Here is an 18,113-nt window from a genome sequence, read left to right as displayed (position 1 = left end):
TCGGCTACTGAGTAGCGGGGACAGGATTTGAACCTGCGACCTCTGGGTTATGAGCCCAGCGAGCTACCGAGCTGCTCCACCCCGCGTCGGTGAACACAACCATACGGGGAAGTCGCCCGAATGGGAAATCGGTTCTACGTCCGCCCCTTCGACGGCCCCCGCGCGGTGTGCCGCCCGGCCCGCGACCGGGCCCAGGCGGCGAAGCCGACCAGCGCCGCGAAGCACGGCACCATCAGCGCCGCGTACACCAGCAGGAAGCCGTGTGTCCCGAGGTCCGCGGCGGCGTTCCAGGTGCCGTGCAGGGCCATCGCCAGGACCAGCCCGCCCGGCGCGGCCAGCCGGGCCAGCCCGCGGCGCCCGGTGGTGAGGGTCAGCGCCAGGCCGAGCCCGGTGAGCGCGGTGAACAGCGGGTGGGCGAACGGCGAGAGCAGGCCGCGCAGGACGAAGGTCTGCACGGTGCTGTCGAAGTCCCGCAGGCTCGGCGGCTCGCCGAGGCCGATGCTGTCCAGCCGCTGCTGCTGGTCGTCGGTGAACGCCCGTCCCAGGTAGAGCGCGTTCTCGGTGAAGGCGAAGCCGCAGGCGGTGATCCCGCCCAGCACCACCCCGGCGGCCAGCGCGCGCGGCCGTACCCGGGCGCCGCGGGGGAGGACCGCCCGCCCGGGGCGGGGGTGGGGCAGCGGGCGCGGACAGGGGCGCAGCCGCAGCCGGCCGCGCGCGTGCGGCCGGACGGGCCGGCGCTCGTACCCGCGCGGCCGCCGGGGGCCGGGCAGCCGGTACGGCCCGCCCGCGCCGGGCCCGCCGCGGTGCCCGCCCGCGCGGCGCGGCCGGCGGCCGAGCGGCAGCAGCAGGACGAGCAGGGCGGCGCCCTTCGCGCTCTCCTCGATCACCGGGGTGACCAGGTCGGCGCCCAGCGCCTCGCCGAGGCTGCCCTGGTGGGCGGTCAGGTAGGTGCTGGTCCAGCCGTTGGCGAGGATGGCCACCGTGGTGGCGGCGCAGGCGCCCCAGCCGAGACAGAAGACGGTGTACCGCAGCGGCACCCGGGCGGTCTGGTTGAGCCAGGCGAGCCCGCCGAGCACGAAGGGCAGCGGGACCGTCGCCAGCCCGAGGCCGACCAGCAGCCCGGCGGTGCCGGTCTGGCGGCGGACCAGGTGGAGGATCAGCACGCCGCAGCCGGCCAGGGCCAGGACGACCGTCGCGGTCACGGCGGGGAACGCCACCGGGCGCAGCGCCCGCGCGGCGCCGGCGGCCGGGGCGGCGGGGGAGGCCGCGCGGTCCGGCCGGGGCGCGGGGGCGGGCACGAGCCGGTGCGCCCGGCGCCTCCGGGGCCCCGGGACGGTCCGGGGGCCGGCGGTGGGCGTGGGCATCTCTCGGTCGTCGGCGGCCCGCACGGTGATGTGGTACCCACCGAAGGACGGGGTGCTCACCCGGCACAGGGTAGGCCACGGTGACCGGCCGCCGGCGGGAGCCGGGGCGCGTGCCCCGTCCCGGTGCGGCCCGGCGGCGGGCGCCGGGGCCGGGACGGCCTGCCGGGTCGAACGCCCGGCGGCCGCTCAGCGGCGGCGGAACAGCAGGTCGTGCACCACGTGGCCCTTGGCGATGCCGGCCCGTTCGAACTTGGTGACCGGGCGCCAGGCGGGCCGGGGCGCGTAGCCGGGGACGGAGCCGTCCGGGTGGTCCGCCGGCTCCAGCCAGCCGGTGCCGTCGCCCTCGGGGTGCAGGTTCTCCAGCTCCGGCGAGGCGGACAGCACGGCGAGCATCTGCTCGGCGTACGGCTCCCAGTCGGTGGCGCAGTGCACCAGCGCGCCGGGCGCCAGCCGGGGGAGGACCAGGTCCAGGAAGGACGGCTGGACCAGCCGGCGCTTGTGGTGCTTGGGCTTGGGCCACGGGTCGGCGAAGTAGACCCGCAGGCCGGCCAGCGAGGCGTCCGGCAGCATGTCGCGCAGCAGGATCACGGCGTCGCCGGCGGCCGGGCGGACGTTGGTGCTGCCGTCGCGCTCCAGCAGCCCGAGCAGGTTGCCGTGGCCGGGGGTGTGGACGTCGGCGGCCAGGATGCCCGTCGCGGGGTCGGCGGCGGCCATCGCGGCGGTGGTCTCGCCCATCCCGAAGCCGATCTCCAGGGTGACCGGCAGGCCGTCGAACAGCGCCGGCAGGTCGAGCGGGGTGCCGTCGATGGCTATGCCGTACTTCTCCCAGCCCCGGTCCAGCGCGCCCGCCTGGGCGTTGGTCATCCGGCCCCGGCGCGGCTGGAAGCTGCGGATGCGGCGCTCGCTGTGCTGGGCCTCGGTGGCCTTGTGCGGGTACATCGGCGCGGGGTACGCGGCGGGCGCCGCGGAGAGCCGGGCGGAGGGCGAGGGCTGGGGGATCGGGGCGGTGGCAGTCACAATCCCCCGAGTCTACGGGGCCCTCGGCCGCGGGCCGCAGGGCCTGTGACGGTCCCCACGCGGCCGGGTCCCGTCCGCCCGCTCAGCCGCCCGCCTCCAGTGCGGCGAGCGCCCGGCGGGCCACCTCCCGGCCGATCGGCAGCGAGGCCGTCGCCGCCGGGGAGGGCGCGTTCAGCACGTGCACCAGGCGGCGGGTGGAACGCGGGTCGTCCGGGTCGAAGCCGGCGAACGCGAAGTCGTCCAGCAGCGAGCCGTCCCGGGCCACCGCCTGGGCGCGCACGCCCGCCCCGGCCCGGGCCAGGTCGCCCGCCGTGACGGCCGGCAGCAGTCGCCGGACGGCCGCGGTGAACGCCCGCTTGGACAGCGAGCGGTGCAGCTCGCCCACCTCGTAGCGCCAGTGCCGGCGGGCGATCTGCCAGGTGCCGGGGAAGGCGAGGGTGCCGGCGAGGTCGCGCGGCCGCACGGTGCGCCAGTCGTAGCCCTCGCGGGCCAGCGCCGGCACCGCGTTCGGGCCGACGTGCACGTCCCCGTGCACGCCCCGGGTCAGGTGGACGCCCAGGAAGGGGAACGCCGGGTCGGGCACCGGGTAGACCAGGCCCCGGACCAACTCCCGCCGCTCCTTGACGAGTTCGTAGTACTCGCCGCGGAAGGGCACGATCCGCACCCCGGGGTCGTCGCCGGCCAGCCGGGCGACCCGGTCGCTGTGCAGGCCCGCGCAGTTCACCAGCACCCGGCAGCGCAGCTCGCCCGCCGAGGTCTGCACGGTGACGCCGTCGGCCCGCCGGGCGACCGCCCGCAGCTCGGCCCCGGTGCGGATCTCCGCCCCGGCCTCCCGGGCCAGCCGCGCGTAGGCGGCGGCCACGGCGGGGAAGTCGCAGATGCCGGTGGTCCCGATGTGCAGCCCGGCGATGCCGGTGACCTGCGGCTCGTGGCCGGCGATGCCCCGGCGGTCCAGCTCGGTGACCGGGATGCCGTTGGCCCGGCCGCGTTCGGCCAGCGTGCGCAGCCGGTCCAGCTCGGCGGGCCCGGTGGCGACGATCAGCTTCCCGGTGACCTCGTGGGGGATGGCGTGGGCGCGGCAGAACTCCACCATCTCGGCGGCACCGGAGACGGCGTACCGGGCCTTGAGCGACCCGGGCCGGTAGTAGACGCCGCTGTGGATCACCCCGCTGTTGCGCCCGGTCTGGTGGGTGGCCAGGCCGGGCTCCTTCTCCAGGACGGTGAGCCGCAGTCCGGGCCGGGCCCCGGTCAGCGCGTACGCTGTGGCGAGCCCGACGATCCCGCCCCCCACCACCAGCACGTCGACGTCGTACCGCACGGCCCGCTCCTCGCCTCGCCTCGTCCGACCGTCCCCCGTCCGACCGCGATGCTGCCACGCCGGCGGGGGCCGGTCGAGGGGGCGTCGTCGCCGGGCCCCCGGTCCCGGTCAGGCCGGGGCGACGATCACCGCGCGGGCCCGTTCGGTCAGTTCGCGGACGCGGCGCTCGCCCTGGAACGGTTCGAGCCGGCGCAGCATCTCCACCACGTACTCGCGGCTGCGCTGCGAGGAGATCCGCCCGGCCACGTCGACGGCGCGCTCGCCGGCCGCGACCGCCGCGTCGAGGTTGCCCGCCTCGGCCTCGGCCATCGCGGAGACCACCAGCCGCAGGCCGTGCGAGCGGACGAACCCCTCGGTCGGCCGGGCCAGCGCCTCGCGGGTGAACTGGCGGACCTTGGAGGGCACACCGAGGTCGCGGAAGCACTCGGCGGCGTCGGCGGCGAGCCGGTCGTAGGCGTAGAAGTCGATCCACGCCGGATCGGGATCCCCGGCGCGCGCCCGTTCGAGGGCGCTCTCCGCCGCGCCGAGCGCCGTCGCGCACGCCGCCGCGTTCCGCGCCTTGGCCTGGGCCCGTGCCTCGACCAGGTGGAAGAAGCTCATCGTCCGGGCGGTGGCCAGGCCCCGGTTGCGCTCCAGCGCGGCCTGGGCGAGGTCCACGGCCTCCTCGGCGAAGCCCCGGTAGCCGGCCTGCAGGCTCATCGAGGCCAGCACGTAACCGCCGAGCGGGACGTCCGCGGCGGCCCGGGCGAGCCGCAGGGCCTGGATGTAGTAGCGCTGGGCGGCCTCGTGCTGGCCGGTGTCGAACGCCATCCACCCGGCCAGCCGGGTGAGTTCGGCCGTCGCGCCGAACAGCGCCCGGCCCACCGCGTCGCTGTAGGAGGCGAGCAGCAGCGGCGCGGCCTCGACCCGCAGGCACTCCGGCACCATCGACGAACGCCAGTCCCCGCCCCCGTACTTGGAGTCCCAGCGGCGGGCCTCCTGGGCGGCCTCGCGCAGCTTGGCGGCGTCCGAGTGGCCGACCCGGTACGAGCCGGCCTCGGCGGGGGAGCGCGGCACCTCGCGGGCCACCGAGCCGTCGGCGGGGGTGATCAGCCAGCGGGAGACCGGGGTCGCGTACGCGGCGACCGAGAAGGTGCCGGCCAGGCTGTCGCTCCAGCGCCCGCCGCCGGGGCCGCGCCGCAGGTCGAGGTCGACCCGCCAGAGGTCGGTGGCGGACCGCACGGCGTCGGGGACCTCGCGCGGGAAGGCGAGGCCGAGTTCGGGGGCCGGGTCGGTGTCGCCGAGGCCGATCTCCTCCAGCGGCACCGGCCGGCCGAGCTTGCCGCCGATCGCGGTGGCGATCAGGTGCGGGACGGGGCCCTGCGGCACCATGCCCTTGCTGACCCAGCGGGCCACCGAGGTCTTGTCGTAGCGGAGCGTCAACCCGCGTTGCGCGCCGAGGTCGTTGACGCGGCGGGCCAGCCCCGCGTTGCTGATCTGGGCGAGGGTCAGGAGCGTGCCGAGCCGTTCGTTCGGTCCTCGTGGGCTGACGGTCATGGTGGCGGCGGCACCTCCTGCGGCCTTGTGCGCGGGGCCCGGGCGGCACCGGGCCGTAGCTGCTGTACCTAGAGTAGTCGGACGCGTTCCGACGGTTAAGAGGCCGCATTCCGGATGGCGGGATCGCGCGCCCGGGGCCGGGCGGCGGGCGGCGGGCGGGATCGGTCCCGACCGCCCGGATCCGGCCGTCCGGGGGTGTCCGGGCGGAGCGCCGGAGCGCCGTGCTCCGGTCCCGTGTCGATGTGCGCCCGGCCGTGCCCCCTGGCCCGACCGGCTGGTCGGCGATTCGCTGGTGGTCGTGGGTCGGCCCGCCGTCGAGGACCCGGCGGGCCGGGGGATGCCGCCGCCTACATCCCCGCGGGCGGCGGCGACGTCCGGGAGGGCATGCGGATGCCCTCCCGGGCAGAGCGACGCCTTTCGGCCATCTCGCGATGGCCATGACAGGGCGCCGTGGAGGGCGGTCCGGGCCGGGGAGGGGGAGGCCCGGCCCGCCCCGACGGGGAGGCTCGTCCGGGTGTTCGACGGCGCGGGTTCCGCCGGGCGCCGGTGCTCCCCGTTCTCCGGTGCGCGCCCGGCCGGATGCGTACCGGAAAGGACAACTCCGGTCGGCGGACGCCCAACCGGTGGCACCATGTCTTCCGACGGTGTCTTCTGACGGTGCGCCGGATCGCGGTGGGCGGCGCCCGCCGTGGCGCGCCCCGGACCGGCCGGGGGACCGCCCGCCGGCGGACGCCGCGCGGTGCAGGTCCTCGTGCGGTGGAGGCGCGATGCGGTGGCTGACGGGCTGGTGCACGGGCGCGCCCCGACCGGGCGCACCGGCGCACGAACCGCCGCCCGGCACGGTCGCCCCGATCGCCGCGCGCCCCCTGTGGAGCGGCGCCGACCCGCTCTGGGCGGTCGGCGACTGGCGGCCCGAGGAGATCCGCCTGGTCACCCTGCGGCCCGGCGCCCCCGCCGCCGTCACCACCGGCCCCACCGCGCCGGACCCGGTCGAGGCCGGCCCCGCCGTCCTGCGGCTCGCCGTCCTCGGCCACTGCGGCGCCACCGACGCCGAACTCGCCGCCGGCCTGGCCAACGCCCGCGGCGGCGCCGTCCGCCACCTCACCGCCTGGCCCGGCAGCTACACCGCGGTGCTGCGCAGCGGCACCCGCTCGACGGTGCTGCTCACCGACCTGGCCGGCGCCCGGCCGGTCTTCCACACCCCGTGGGGCGGCGGCACCGCGTACGCCACGGCGGCGCTGCCGCTCGCCGACCTGGTCGGCGCGCCGCTGGACACCGGCCACCTCGCCGCCCGGCTCGCCTGCCCCGAGGCACCGGAGGCGCTCGGCACCGGCACGCCCTACCTGGGCGTGCAGCGGGTGCCGCCCGGGCACGCGCTCGGCCTGCGCGACGGGCGGCCGTACCTCTCCGGGTACGACGAGCCGGGCGCCGGCGGGGCGCGCGGGCGGGGCGAGGCGGCGGCCGTCGGGGAACTCACCCGGGCGCTGCTGGAGTCGGTCCGCTTCCGGGTCCGCACCAGCCCGGCCGGGCCGCCGGGGCGGGCCCGGCTCGGCGTCGACCTCTCCTACGGGACGGCGTCCGCCACCGTCGCGCTGCTCGCCGCCGCCGTCCCGCTCGCGGCCGGCGGCACCGCCGTGCCGCGCCAACCGGGCCCGCCGCCCGCCGGGTCCGAACCGGCGACGGGCGCGCGCACCGGAGCGGTGAAGGGCTCCTGGGCGCGCGCGGCCGACCGGCCGCGGACGGCTCCGGAGCCGGTCGCCGCCGTCACCTCCGGCCTGCCGGCCGCCTCCGCCCCCGCCGCCGCCGTCCCGGTCCCGGCCCCCGACGTCCCGCGGCTGCGCCACACCGTGCTCGCCACCGGCCCGGACACCCTCCCGTACGCGGACCTGCGCACCGACCCGACGGCCGGGCGGCTCACCGACGAACCCGGGCCGGAACTGGTCACCGCGGCCTGGGCCGGGGCCCGGTTCGAGGCGGGCGGCACCGACCACCTCACCGGTTACGGCGCCCGCCACGTGCTGGACGGGCACCCGGCCCGGCTGGCCGACCTGGTCCGGGCCGGGCGGTCGCGCGAACTGCTCTCCCCGGTCGCCGCGCTGGCGGGCGCCGACCGGGCGGCCGCCGGCGTCCTCGCGGGCGCGCTGCGGACCCCGCTCACCGTGGTGCGCGCCGCCCACCGGCTGGCCCGCCGCCGGTGGGCGGACGCGCTCGACGACACGGCCGTGCGGCTGACCCTGCGGCGGACGCCCGACGGCGCCGGCACGGCGGGCGCGCGCTCGGCGGACGACCTCGCCTGGGTGGTCCCGGGGCCGGCCGCCCGCTGGCTCTCCGACGACGCGCTCTCCGCCGTCGCGCTGCGGCTCCGCTTGGCGGCGCGCGAGCCGGAGCCCGGTGAACACCCGGGCGCGTACCGGGCCCGGCACGCCCTGCACCGGCACGCGCGCGGCTTCCGCACGCTGGTGCACGCCGCCGAACAGCCGGGGCAGCGCCTGCACGCGCCCTTCCTCGACAACCAGGTGGTGCGCGCCGCGCGGCTGCTCCCGGACGACGTCCGGCTCCAGCCCGGGGCCCGGCACGCGCTGTTGCGGTCCGTCCTGGCCGCCGCGGGGCGTACCGACCTGCCGCCGGACTGGGGCCGCGGGCCGCGCCCCGACCGCACCGCCCCCGCCCGGGCGGGCCTGCGGCTGGCCGCCGACGGCCTGGCCGAACTCTTCGACGCCCCCCTGCTCGCGGAGGCCGGCCTCATCGACCTCCCCGCCGTCCGAGCCGCCCTCACCCACGCCACCGACCGGACCGCCCCCCTCTCACCCGCCACCCTCGCCGGCCTCGCCGACCTGGTCGCCACCGAACTCTGGCTCCGCCGCATCCGCGCCCGCCGCCACGGCTCCTGCTGGACCGGCCTCCCCCACCCCACCCACCCCGCCCTCGCCCCCACCCGCTTCCCCTGACCCCCCGCTTCCCGCCCACGAATATGCAGACCGATCTACTTATTGTGCTCGCTGGTCTCCGTGTGGCTGGAGTGGAAAGTCGGCGGGTCCGACTTCCTGCGCGCGCGGCCACCTCCCCGCCTCGAATATGCAGACCGGTCCACTGATTGCCCGCGCCGGCCTCTGTGCGGCCGGAGTGGAAAGTCGGCCGGTCCGACTTCCTGCGCTCGCCGCTTCTTCCCCGCCCACGAATATCCAGACCGGTCTACTTATTGTGCTCGCTGGCCTCTGTGTGGCTGGAGTGGAAAGTCGGCGGGTCCGACTTCCTGCGCTCGCCACCCCCTCCCCGCCCGCAAATATGCAGACCGGTCTACTGATTCGGCCTTTCGGGCGGCATGGCTGGAGTAGGAAGTCGGCGGGTCCGACTTTCTGTGCGGCTGCCGCGTTGCGCTGTGCCCGGTGGGCATATTCGGCGCGGCTCGGACGTGGGGCGGGCCGGGGCGGCGATCATGGCGAGGCGTCCCGTCCCCTTCTCCCGTACCCATGGAGGTCGTGGTGGCCAGTGCCCACCCGGACCCGTCCGTCCCCGTCCTGCTCTCGGTGCTCGGGCGGCCGCCGACGGGGCGGCCGCCGGGGGTGCTCGCGGCGTGTGACGGGTCGGACGGTTCGCTCTGGGCGCTGGAGCGGGCGATGACCGAGGCCGAGGTGCACGGCCTGCCCCTGTACGTGCTCGCCGTCGTCAACCCGGCGCCCGCCGGTTACCCGCCGGGAATGGCCGAGCTGGTCCAGGAGAGCGTGGAGACCCTGGTCGAGTCGATGGCCGACGGTCTGCGCCGTTCGGTGGCCGCGGTCCAGAAGGCCCGCACCCACCCCTGCGCGGCGGAGATGTCCCTGCACGTGGTGCTCGGCAACGTGATCGAGGTCCTGCTGGCCGCCTCGGCCCGCCAGCACACCCTGGTGCTGGGCACCCGGGGCAACGGTGGCTTCACCCGCCTGCTCCTGGGCTCGGTCAGCACCGCTGTCGTCCACCACGCGGCCTGCCCCGTCCTGGTCGTCCCCGCCCCGCCGGAGGGCTGAGCGGCGGGGCGCCGGGAATGTCCCGAGATGGTTCACCGTTCACCAATCCCGGATCACCGGATCACCGGATCAACGGACCGCCGGATCACCGGACCACCGCCCGCCCCACCCCACCTCCCTGGAGCCCCCGTCATGAAGGTCGAGATCTACTCCGACATCGCCTGCCCCTGGTGCTACATCGGCAAGCGCCGCTTCGAGCAGGCGCTGGAGGGCTTCGCGGGCAAGGAGAACGTCGAGGTGGTCTACCGGCCGTACCAGCTGGTGCCGGACGCGCCGGCCACCGCCAGCCCGCACCGCGAGTGGCTGGCCGAGCGCTACGGCCCGCAGTCCGTCGCGATGGATGCCCGGGTGGCCGAACTGGGCCGCACCGAGGGCATCACCTACGACTTCGACGCCGCCCTGCACGCCAACACCTTCCTCGGCCACCGCCTGCTGCACCTCGCCGAGACCGAGTACGGCGCGGCCGTCCAGGGCCGCCTCAAGGAGGCCCTGCTCAAGGCGCACTTCACCGACGGCGTCGACGTCGGCGACCGCACCGCCCTCGCCGAGGTGGCCGTGGCGGCGGGCCTGGACCGCGACCGCGTGACCGCCTACCTCGCGGGCGACGAGGGCACCGCCGAGGTCCGCGCGCAGCTGGCCGAGGCCCGCGAGCTGGGCATCACCGCCGTGCCGACCTTCGTCTTCGAGGGCAAGTGGGCCGTCCAGGGCGGCCAGGAGGCCGAGACCTTCCGCCAGGTGCTGGACCAGGTCGCCACCGAGATCGGCGAGCGCCGGCCCGCGCCGGTGCAGGTCGCCCCGGCCGGCGAGGCCTGCGCGGACGGCTCCTGCGCCATCTGAGCCGACGCCGCCGTCCGAACCGACGCCGCCGTCCGAACCGACACCGGCGCCCGGACCGACGCCGCCGCCCGCGCCGGCCCCGTCACCGGACCGGAGAGCCCCCGAGGCCCGTTTCAGACGCACCTGAAGCGGGCCTCGGCCCAGTCGGCCACGTTCAGCGCCGACCAGACCCCGCTCGCCGGCGTCACCACCAGCCGGATCGACTTCTGCCCGTCCAGCGGCACGTGCACCGGCACCGCCGCGTCGCCTGCCCGCAGCGTGCGCGAACTCCACAGCGTCCGCCCGTCGCCGCTCTGGACCGAGAAGACCACGCCCCCGAGGGTCACGCTCAGGTCGTCCATCCCGGCCACCGCGTCGAAGGACGTGCAGGTGCGGTTGAGATCGATCAGCGTGGTCGCCGGAGCGTGCACGGTGATGCCGTGCAGGTGCTCGGTGCCGCCGACCGACACCGCGTCCCTCTGCCAGAACCAGTCGCTCCCCTTCTGCCGGATGCTCGGCTGCGGCGGGGGCACCCGGTTGTTTCCGGGCTTGACCACCGGCAGGCTGTCGGCCCAGAAGTCGGTCGGCGGCAGCGGCGGGGTCGGCGTCGGCACGGACGGCGTGAAGGTGGGCGTGGGGATGACCGGCACCTCGGGCGTCGGGATCACCGGCACCTCGGGCGTCGGCAGCGGCGGCAGGCTCGGCTGCGGCGTCACCAGGACCGGGGGCTGCGGCTTGGTCGGCACCGGCGTCGGTGACGGCGACGGCGCCGAGGTCTCCTTCGGGGGCGCGGGCTTCGACGGCGCCGGCGCCGCGCCGGCCGGCGCGGCGCTGGGCGCGGCCGGGGGCGCGGGCTTGGACGGCGCGGGGGACGCGGCCGGCGGCGACGGCTCGGGCGCCGGCTCCTCCGCGGGCGCCGGTTCGGCGCTCGCCGGGGCCGGCTTCGGCGCCGGTTCCGGGGCGGCCGGTTCGGGCGCGGGGGCCGGCGGCGCGGGCGAGACCGGGGCGGCCACCGGGGGAGCGGCCACCGGGGGCTTGGGCTCGGGCGAGCCGGTGAGCGCGTACGCGGCGACGGCGGCGGCCGCCACCGCGATGGCGGCGGCGATGCCGGCCTTCGCGGCGGTGCCCAGGCCCTCCCCGGCAGCGCCGGCACCGGCGCCCGCACCACCACCCCCGCCCGCGGCCCCGCCCGCAGCGCCACCCGCGGTACCCGCCGCACCCGCGGCGGCACCACTCGTCGCCCCCGTCGCCGCGCCCCCTGCCGCGCCGCCCGCCGTGGCGGCCGCGGTCCCGGCGGCCGCGCCGCCGACCACCGCCGCCCCGCCCACGGCGGCCGCGGCGGCACCGAAGCCGCCCACGCCGACCCAGACCAGCACCCCGCCGGGCAGCAGCGCGCGCAGCCCGTGGTTGATCTCGGACAGCTCCAGGCACGCGGCCGTGCACCGGTCGCACTCCTTGAGGTGCCGCCCGACCTCCGCCGAGGCCCGCTTGCGCAGCGAGCCGCGCGCGTACGCGCCGAGCCGGTTGGCGTACCCCTCGCAGTCCCGGTCCTGGCTGCCCGAGACGTGCGCCTGCAGGAAGCCGGCGGCGAGCCGGTCGCGGGCCCGGTGGGCCTGGACGGCGGTCGCGTTGGCGGTCTTGCCGAGCATCACCGCGACGGTCTTGGGCGACTCCCGCTCGACCTCGGTGTGCCAGAGCACCATCCGGTCGTCCTCGGGGAGTTCGGCGTAGGCCTGCATCACCATGCGCTGGTCGGCCATCGCCATCGCCCAGGCGTCGGCGCCCGGGTCGGCCAGGTCGAGGTCGACGACGGCCGCCGAGGTCTGCGCGAACACGCTGAAGTCGTCGACGAGTTGCTCACGCCGCTCGCTGCGGGTCCAGGCCGCGGCGACGTTCCGCACGGCGGTCAGCAGATAGGCGCGGACGGCGAACTCCGGCCCCTTGCCGGCCCTCAGCGCCTGCAGGGTGCGCGCGAACACCTCGCCGGCCAGGTCCTCGGCGGTGAAGCTGTCCCGGCAGCAGGTGCGGGCGTAGCGGCGCACCGAGTCGACGTGCCGGCGGTAGATCTCCTCGTACGCGGTGTCGTCGCCGGCCCGCACCAGCGCGGTCAACTCCGCGTCGGAGGGCGGCCGTTCACCGTCGACCGGGTCGGCGGGCGCCGGCACGGTGGGGCGCGCCGGGGCGCCGGCGCCGACGAAGGCCTCCGGGGTGACACCGCCCCGTCCGGCGGGGGCCTGCCCGGGGACGCGGCCCTGGGGGAAGGCGGCGGAGGCGGAGAGCGTCTCGCGGCTGGGCATCCCGGCCTGGTCGGGCACCTGGCCGGGCGGAAGCTGCACCGGACCGGACGCCTGCGGGACGGCCGCCGCCGCGCAACCGGGCGCCCCGGCGTCCGCGCCCGGCCCCTCGGGCCGCCAGTCGGACTCCCAGTCGGGCCCGGTCCCGGCGGACCGCCCGAAGTCGAGGCCGTAGCCGTAGTCGTTCTGTTCCTCGGCGCTCACAACGGACCCCAGATTCCACGACAGCCCCCGTAGTGTGGCAGGGCGCGCAGGAGTGCGTGGGCGCACGAGGTCCCGCTGCACGGCGCCGAGGGCACGCGAACGGCGCGCATCGGGACATTGGCTCCAACCACGGGCAAAGGATGGCATAGCGCAGAGTTGGGCGGTAGCCGGACCGGCCGCGACCCACTCTTCCGTGGGGCCGTCGCGGATGTGTTCGCCGGGTGAACGGCACCCCGGCGGGCACCGCTCGCGCCGGGCGCGCGATCCGGTCCGCCGCACCACCCGGTTCGCCAACCTCCTTGCCCGCGGCGGACGGTGGCCGTCCGGCGGGGTGGCGTTCAGCGGGCCCGCAGCCCGTCCAGCAGGATCTGCAGCAGGCGGTCCGACGGGCCTTCGGCAGGTTGACCGTCCGCCTGCCGACCACTTGCCGGCTGCGAGACGTCCCCGGCCGCCGGGCCCGCCACCGCGGCACCGGAGACCGCGGCCGCGGCCGTGCCCGCCGGCCCGGTGCCGCCCGCCGGAACGCCGCGCCACGCGTGCACCGGCACGGAGGCCGTCAGCACCAGCACCACGTCCGCGACGGTCACGCCGGGCCGCAGCTCGCCAGCCGCGCCCGCCCGCGCCACCAGCGCCGCGAGCAGCTGCAGCAGCAGCCGCGGGTCCGCGTCGGCCACCAGCGCCGCGGCCTCGGCCTCGGACGCCGGGACCCCGGTGTCCGGGAACCCGCCGGCCGCCGTCGGTCCGTCGCCCGGCGGCTCGTACCGCTGGGAGCCGAACCCGCCGACCGGCCCGCCGGGGCCCAGTGGCTCGGGCGAGCGCTGCTCGGGCACCCGCCCCAGCTCCTCGGCGTACCGGAACGCCTCCGGCGGCAGCAGCCGCCCCGCCCCGGTGGACACCGCGTGCGCCAGGTACCCGGCCAGCGCCTCCCAGGCCCCCGAACCGCCGTACAGCGACTCGCGCGCCTGGGCGGTCAGCCAGGCGACCTCCTCGGCCGCGATCCGCTGGACCAGCACCTCCTTGCTCGGGAAGCGCCGGTACACCGTGCCCACGCCGACGCCGGCCCGCCGCGCGACCTCCTCCATCGGCGCGCCGTAGCCGAACTCGCCGAACACCTCGCGAGCCGCGCGCAGCACGCTCTCCAGGTTCCGGCGGGCGTCGACCCGCAGCCGCGCGCCCGGCGGTGGTCCGCCTGCCTGTGTCACTTCGCCGCCCCGGTACGGGACCGCCGCGTACGCCGTCCCGGACGCTCCGGGAACGCCGGACGCACTGGACGCCCCGGGAAGCCCGGGAAGCCCGGCCGCCTCGGCGGGTCCGCGTTGCTCCGGCACCACGCCCTGGCCGGGAAGTGCCGCACCCGCTCGCCCCAACAGTCGCTCCTGTTCCATCATCCCAACTCTCCCCCGCAGGCATCCGATTCCGGACCCTGTCGTCGCCCGCCCCTGCACCCCCCGGTGCAGCTACGCCTGAAAGAAATGACCGATGACCCATCGCTCGTGCCGTTGGTGGTGCCGCCCGGGTGACGCCCGACCGCGGGTGCGGTCACACGCAGACCACCCGGACCCCGATCCGGCGGGCGCCGCCGGGCCGATCGGTGCGATCGGACCGGCGTCTCGGCGCCCGTCCGGGGCCTTGTCCGGGAACTACCCTTCCCCGGATCACGGTCCCGCAGTCGGGTTCTCCCGCCAACACTAGAACTGGCCGTAATGGCCGATCCACGGTGCGTCGCCGCCGGTTGACATGGCAGTGGCCGCGACGCCACACAATCCGACCATAGTTCACCGCCGTTCGAGGCCGAAAGTGCGTCAGAAACTGACCCCGGCAGCACATCTGTCCCCACCCGGCCCCAACCGCCCCGCCCGTCACAGCACGGATGGTGGACAAGACGGCGCCGACGGTCCTTTATTGGGGGGCGTGATGGGGGCATGCCCGGCCGAAGGCGGGCGCCCGGACCCATCGACAGGAGGTGCGCCATCAGGATCCTGATCGTCGGCGGCGGCTGCGCGGGCATGTCCGCAGCGCTGCACCTCCAGCGCGGCCTGCGCGAGCGGCTGCGCCGCGGCGAGGTCCACCTCACCGTGGTCGAACCGCAGGCCTACCTCACCTACCACCCGCTGCTCGCGGAGGTCGCGGCCGGCACCATCGACCCCCGCCACGTGGTCGTGCCGCTGCGCCGCGAGCTCACCGCCTGCAAGGTGCTGACCGCCCGGATCACCCGCATCGAGCACGCCACCCGCCGGGCCTGGGCCGACGCCGCAGGCCCGGGCGAACCGCCCGCACCGGTCGAACTCGACTACGACGTCCTGGTGCTCGCCCCCGGCGCGGTCTCCCGCACCGCACCCGTCCCGGGCCTGGCCGAGCACGGCCGGGGCTTCTCCACCGTCGGCGAGGCCGTCGGCCTGCGCAACCACGTCCTGGAGCAGCTCGACCTGGCCGCCACCACCCGTGACCCGGCGCTCCGCCAGGCCGCGCTCACCTTCGTCTTCGTCGGGGCCGGCTACGCGGGCGTCGGCGCGCTCGCCGAACTGGAGGACATGGCCCGGTACGCCGTCCGCGGTCACCACAACATCACCCCCGAGGACCTGCGCTGGGTGCTGGTCGAGGCCACCGGCCGGATCCTCGCCGAGGAGACGCCCGAACTCGCCGACCACACCCTGGCCCAGCTGCGCGAGCGCAGCGTCGACGTCCGGCTGCGCACCACCCTGGAGTCCGCCGCCGGCGGGGTCATGGCGCTCTCCGACGGCAGCCGGTTCGCGGCCCGCACCCTGGTCTGGACGGCCGGGATCCGCCCGAACCCACTGCTGCGCGACACCGACCTGCCGCTGGACACCGCCGGCCGGATCCGCTGTCTGCCGACCCTCCAGGTGCTGGGCCCGGACGGCCGCGCGCTGCCGGGGGCCTGGGCCGCCGGGGACTGCGCCGCCGTGCCGGACCCGCACGCGGACGGGGCGCCGTGCGCGCCGAACGCCCAGCACGCCTTCGCCCAGGCCGAGCTGCTGGCCGCCAACGTGCTGGTCGCCCTGGAGGGGGGTCCGCACGCGCCCGGGATCGCCGAGTACCGGCCCGAGGCCCCGGCCTGTTCCACCTCGCTGGGCCTCGGCCGGGCGGTGGCCCACACCCGGCGCGGCGGGCGGCTCACCGGCCGCCGGGCCTGGTGGCTGCACCGGGCCCGGCATCTGCGCCGGCTGCCGAGCGGCGAGCGCCGGGTGCGGGTCCTGGTGGACTGGGCGCTGGCCGGGCTCTTCTCCCGCGAGGTGGTCCCGCTCGGCCGCCCCGAGCAGCCCGCGCCGGTCGACGACCGGCCCGGGTGAGCCGCCCCGGCGCCCGGCCGCCGCCGCCCGCCCGGCGTACGGACGCGGCCCTGCGGCCGACCGGAGGGCCACGCCCGGCGCGGACGACTTCCGGAATCGGGCCTCCGCCTGACAGGATCGGCCCGACCGAGTCATTACCCCGTGTGCTGACGAGTGCACAAAAAGTGATGATATGTCTGGAACCCGAGGAAGCGGCCGTCGTTTGAACCTCATGCGCTGGAGCGCCCGGCTCACCGGAGTCCCTTGGCGTGCCACCCCGCGGTCCGGGGCCGGCACCGACCTCGGCACCCCGGCCGGCGACGCCGTCGTGGTGCCCGGCCCCCGCGACCCCACCAGCCCCGCCGGACCGGTCGACACCCCCGACGCCCTCGACACCCCCGACGCCCTCGACCCCACCGGCGTGCTCGACCCCCACCGGCCCCAGGACCTCCGCGAGGTCCTCAACCGCATCCCGTCGCCGGTCGCCGTCACCTACGGCCCGCTCCACCAGCTCGGCTACGCCAACCGCGCCTACCGCGAGCTCTTCGGCGAGCGCCCCACCGGCCTGCCCGCCTGCGACGCGCTGCCCGAACTCGGCGCCCTCGGCGTCCTGCCCCTGATGGACCAGGTGATCCGCGGCGGCAGCCCCCGCAGCGTCAAGGCCCGCTGCATCCTCGGTCTCACCGGCAACCGCTACTACAACGTCTCCTGCGTCCCCCTCACCCGTGACCCGAGCCGAGCGGGCCCCGGCGGCGAGCCCGCCCTTTCCACCCGAACGAGCGACGACCCGACCTCCGGTGTCCTCGTCTTCGCCGCCGAGGTCACCGACCAGGTCCTCGCCGCCGCCCGGCTGCGCGAGTCCGAACGCCGCCACCGCGAGGCCGCCGTCACCCTCCAGCGCAGCCTCCTGCCGCAGAAGCTCGACCAGCCGGCCGACCTCCGGGTCGCCGCCACCTACCAGCCCGGCGGAGCCGAGGCCGCCGTCGGCGGCGACTGGTACGACGTCATCGCCATCGGCGGCGGCCGCACCGCCCTCGTCATCGGCGACGTCATGGGCCGCGGTCTGCGCGCCGCCGCCGTCATGGGCCAGCTCCGCACCGCCGTGCGCGCCTACGCCCGCCTCGACCTCCCGCCGCACAAGGTGATGAGCCTGCTCGACGGCCTCGCGATGGAGATCGACGCCAACCAGATCGCCACTTGCACCTACGCCGTCTGGGACCCGCAGCGCCGCACCCTCGACTACGCCTCCGCCGGCCACCTCCCGATCCTGCTGCGCTGCCCCGACGGCACCGTCCTGCGCAGCGAGGAACAGAACGGCCCGCCCCTGGGCACCGGGGGAGGCGTGCACCTCTCGCACACCCTCCGGCTGCTGCCCGGCACCACCGGCGTCCTCTATACGGACGGCCTGGTCGAGCGCCGCGACGAGGACATCGACCAGGGTCTCGACCAGCTCGCCCGCACCCTCGCCGGCGCGGTCGGTGCCCCCGACGTGGTCTGCGCCCGCCTGCTGCGGGCGATGGGCGTCACCTCCGAGCACGACGACGACGTCGCCGTCCTCGCCTTCCAGCTGCCGGCCGACGAGGAGTACCCCGAGCAGCGGCGGGCGCTTGACTCTGCCACCCGAGAGGTCTAGTGTTCTTCGAGCTGCCTGGCTGGGAGCACCGGACACGCGTCTGCGCGGACGGTCCCGGGGCGGCCAATCCTCTGAAACACCACCTCTTCCCGGTTACGGGCCGAGGCGTGTCGTTATTTGTTTCGACGCGTTCCGGCTCAGGGTCTATTCGGTGTGCCTGTTTTCGGGGATCGCGGCCGGATTCGCTTTTCGGAGCGGTGATCGGCTAGAGTTTGAAACGTCGGACAGGGCGTCAAGCCGCAGAAGACGCCAGCGAGTTGGATGAAGGAAGCGCCGGGAACGGCACGGAAAACATCTGATAAGCTGGAAACACGAAAGAACGAAGCGCCCGGAGGGCCGGTGTGAAAGCCGCCTGATGGAAGCGTCCGTTCCTTGAGAACTCAACAGCGTGCCAAAAGTCAACGCCAGATATGTTGACATCCCCGGCCTCAGATTCTTCTGGGGTTGGAGATTCCTTTTGAAATAACACTAGCGAGGACGCAGTGCGCGGGGCCGCCCTATTCCGGTGGTTGCCGTGCCGCTCGACGCGGGTGTGAACCGGATAACCGGTAATCATTCACGGAGAGTTTGATCCTGGCTCAGGACGAACGCTGGCGGCGTGCTTAACACATGCAAGTCGAACGGTGAAGCCCTTCGGGGT

10 protein-coding genes, 1 tRNA gene, 1 rRNA gene and 1 pseudogene are annotated in these 18,113 nt (G+C 76.5%); 6 read left to right on the top strand and 7 right to left on the bottom strand.

The genetic code is table 11. The features are described 5' to 3' along the window. Nucleotides 1-12: 12 nt before the first annotated feature. The 5 genes from ABT093_RS03975 to ABT093_RS03955 all read right to left on the bottom strand — a co-directional run bounded on the left by ABT093_RS03975 (nt 13) and on the right by ABT093_RS03955 (nt 5,235). A tRNA-Met gene (locus tag ABT093_RS03975) sits at nt 13-86 on the bottom strand. Between the two features lie 48 nt (nt 87-134). Continuing rightward, nucleotides 135-1,424, bottom strand: coding sequence for a PrsW family intramembrane metalloprotease (locus ABT093_RS03970; protein WP_350560095.1), 1,290 nt, complete (start codon nt 1,422-1,424; stop codon nt 135-137). 126 nt (nt 1,425-1,550) lie between these two features. After that, nucleotides 1,551-2,381, bottom strand: a complete 831-nt coding sequence (trmB, locus tag ABT093_RS03965; RefSeq protein ID WP_350560093.1) for a tRNA (guanosine(46)-N7)-methyltransferase TrmB — start codon at nt 2,379-2,381, stop codon at nt 1,551-1,553. A gap of 82 nt (nt 2,382-2,463) precedes the next feature. Continuing rightward, on the bottom strand, nt 2,464-3,699 hold the full coding sequence (gene lhgD, locus ABT093_RS03960; protein WP_350560091.1) for an L-2-hydroxyglutarate dehydrogenase: 1,236 nt from the start codon (nt 3,697-3,699) through the stop codon (nt 2,464-2,466). Between the two features lie 108 nt (nt 3,700-3,807). Next, nucleotides 3,808-5,235 (bottom strand): NsdA family TPR-like regulatory protein, encoded by a 1,428-nt coding sequence (locus ABT093_RS03955; RefSeq protein WP_350547828.1) that lies wholly within the window; start codon nt 5,233-5,235, stop codon nt 3,808-3,810. A 767-nt stretch (nt 5,236-6,002) separates the two neighbouring features. On the opposite strand from ABT093_RS03955, the gene ABT093_RS03950 reads away from it, so the two are divergent. The 3 genes from ABT093_RS03950 to ABT093_RS03940 all read left to right on the top strand — a co-directional run bounded on the left by ABT093_RS03950 (nt 6,003) and on the right by ABT093_RS03940 (nt 10,076). Next, nucleotides 6,003-8,183, top strand: coding sequence for an asparagine synthase-related protein (locus ABT093_RS03950; RefSeq protein ID WP_350560089.1), 2,181 nt, complete (start codon nt 6,003-6,005; stop codon nt 8,181-8,183). Nucleotides 8,184-8,717: 534 nt separating this feature from the next. Further along, nucleotides 8,718-9,239, top strand: coding sequence for a universal stress protein (locus tag ABT093_RS03945; protein ID WP_350560087.1), 522 nt, complete (start codon nt 8,718-8,720; stop codon nt 9,237-9,239). A 132-nt stretch (nt 9,240-9,371) separates the two neighbouring features. After that, complete coding sequence (locus ABT093_RS03940; protein ID WP_350560085.1) at nt 9,372-10,076, top strand: DsbA family oxidoreductase; 705 nt, start codon at nt 9,372-9,374, stop codon at nt 10,074-10,076. Nucleotides 10,077-10,189: 113 nt separating this feature from the next. On the opposite strand, the gene ABT093_RS03935 is transcribed toward ABT093_RS03940, so the two are convergent. After that, nucleotides 10,190-12,553, bottom strand: a complete 2,364-nt coding sequence (locus ABT093_RS03935; protein ID WP_350560083.1) for a sigma-70 family RNA polymerase sigma factor — start codon at nt 12,551-12,553, stop codon at nt 10,190-10,192. A gap of 338 nt (nt 12,554-12,891) precedes the next feature. Further along, nucleotides 12,892-13,755, bottom strand: a complete 864-nt coding sequence (locus ABT093_RS03930) for a TetR/AcrR family transcriptional regulator (RefSeq protein WP_350560081.1) — start codon at nt 13,753-13,755, stop codon at nt 12,892-12,894. Nucleotides 13,756-14,559: 804 nt separating this feature from the next. On the opposite strand from ABT093_RS03930, the gene ABT093_RS03925 reads away from it, so the two are divergent. From ABT093_RS03925 to ABT093_RS03915, 3 genes and pseudogenes are all read left to right on the top strand, one after another. Beyond that, entirely contained in the window at nt 14,560-15,861 is a 1,302-nt protein-coding gene (locus tag ABT093_RS03925) for an NAD(P)/FAD-dependent oxidoreductase (protein ID WP_502884117.1), read from the top strand. A 202-nt stretch (nt 15,862-16,063) separates the two neighbouring features. Then, nucleotides 16,064-17,416, top strand: a pseudogene (locus ABT093_RS03920) (PP2C family protein-serine/threonine phosphatase); the annotation flags it as partial. A gap of 612 nt (nt 17,417-18,028) precedes the next feature. Further along, nucleotides 18,029-18,113 (top strand): 16S ribosomal RNA (locus ABT093_RS03915); the annotation flags it as partial.

Origin of the sequence: Kitasatospora sp. NPDC002551 (assembly GCF_040296005.1) — a bacterium.
In the GTDB taxonomy this organism is placed as follows: domain Bacteria; phylum Actinomycetota; class Actinomycetes; order Streptomycetales; family Streptomycetaceae; genus Kitasatospora.
Note: the sequence above shows the minus strand (reverse complement) of the source record. Positions and strands in the feature narration are given on the sequence as shown.

Bases quoted from the DNA above. Each gene is read 5' to 3' on its own strand.
- ABT093_RS03925 (WP_502884117.1), top strand. From the start codon at position 14,560: ATGTCCGCAGCGCTGCACCTCCAGCGCGGCCTGCGCGAGCGGCTGCGC.
- ABT093_RS03955 (WP_350547828.1), bottom strand. From the start codon at position 5,235: ATGACCGTCAGCCCACGAGGACCGAACGAACGGCTCGGCACGCTCCTG.
- ABT093_RS03950 (WP_350560089.1), top strand. From the start codon at position 6,003: ATGCGGTGGCTGACGGGCTGGTGCACGGGCGCGCCCCGACCGGGCGCA.
- ABT093_RS03940 (WP_350560085.1), top strand. From the start codon at position 9,372: ATGAAGGTCGAGATCTACTCCGACATCGCCTGCCCCTGGTGCTACATC.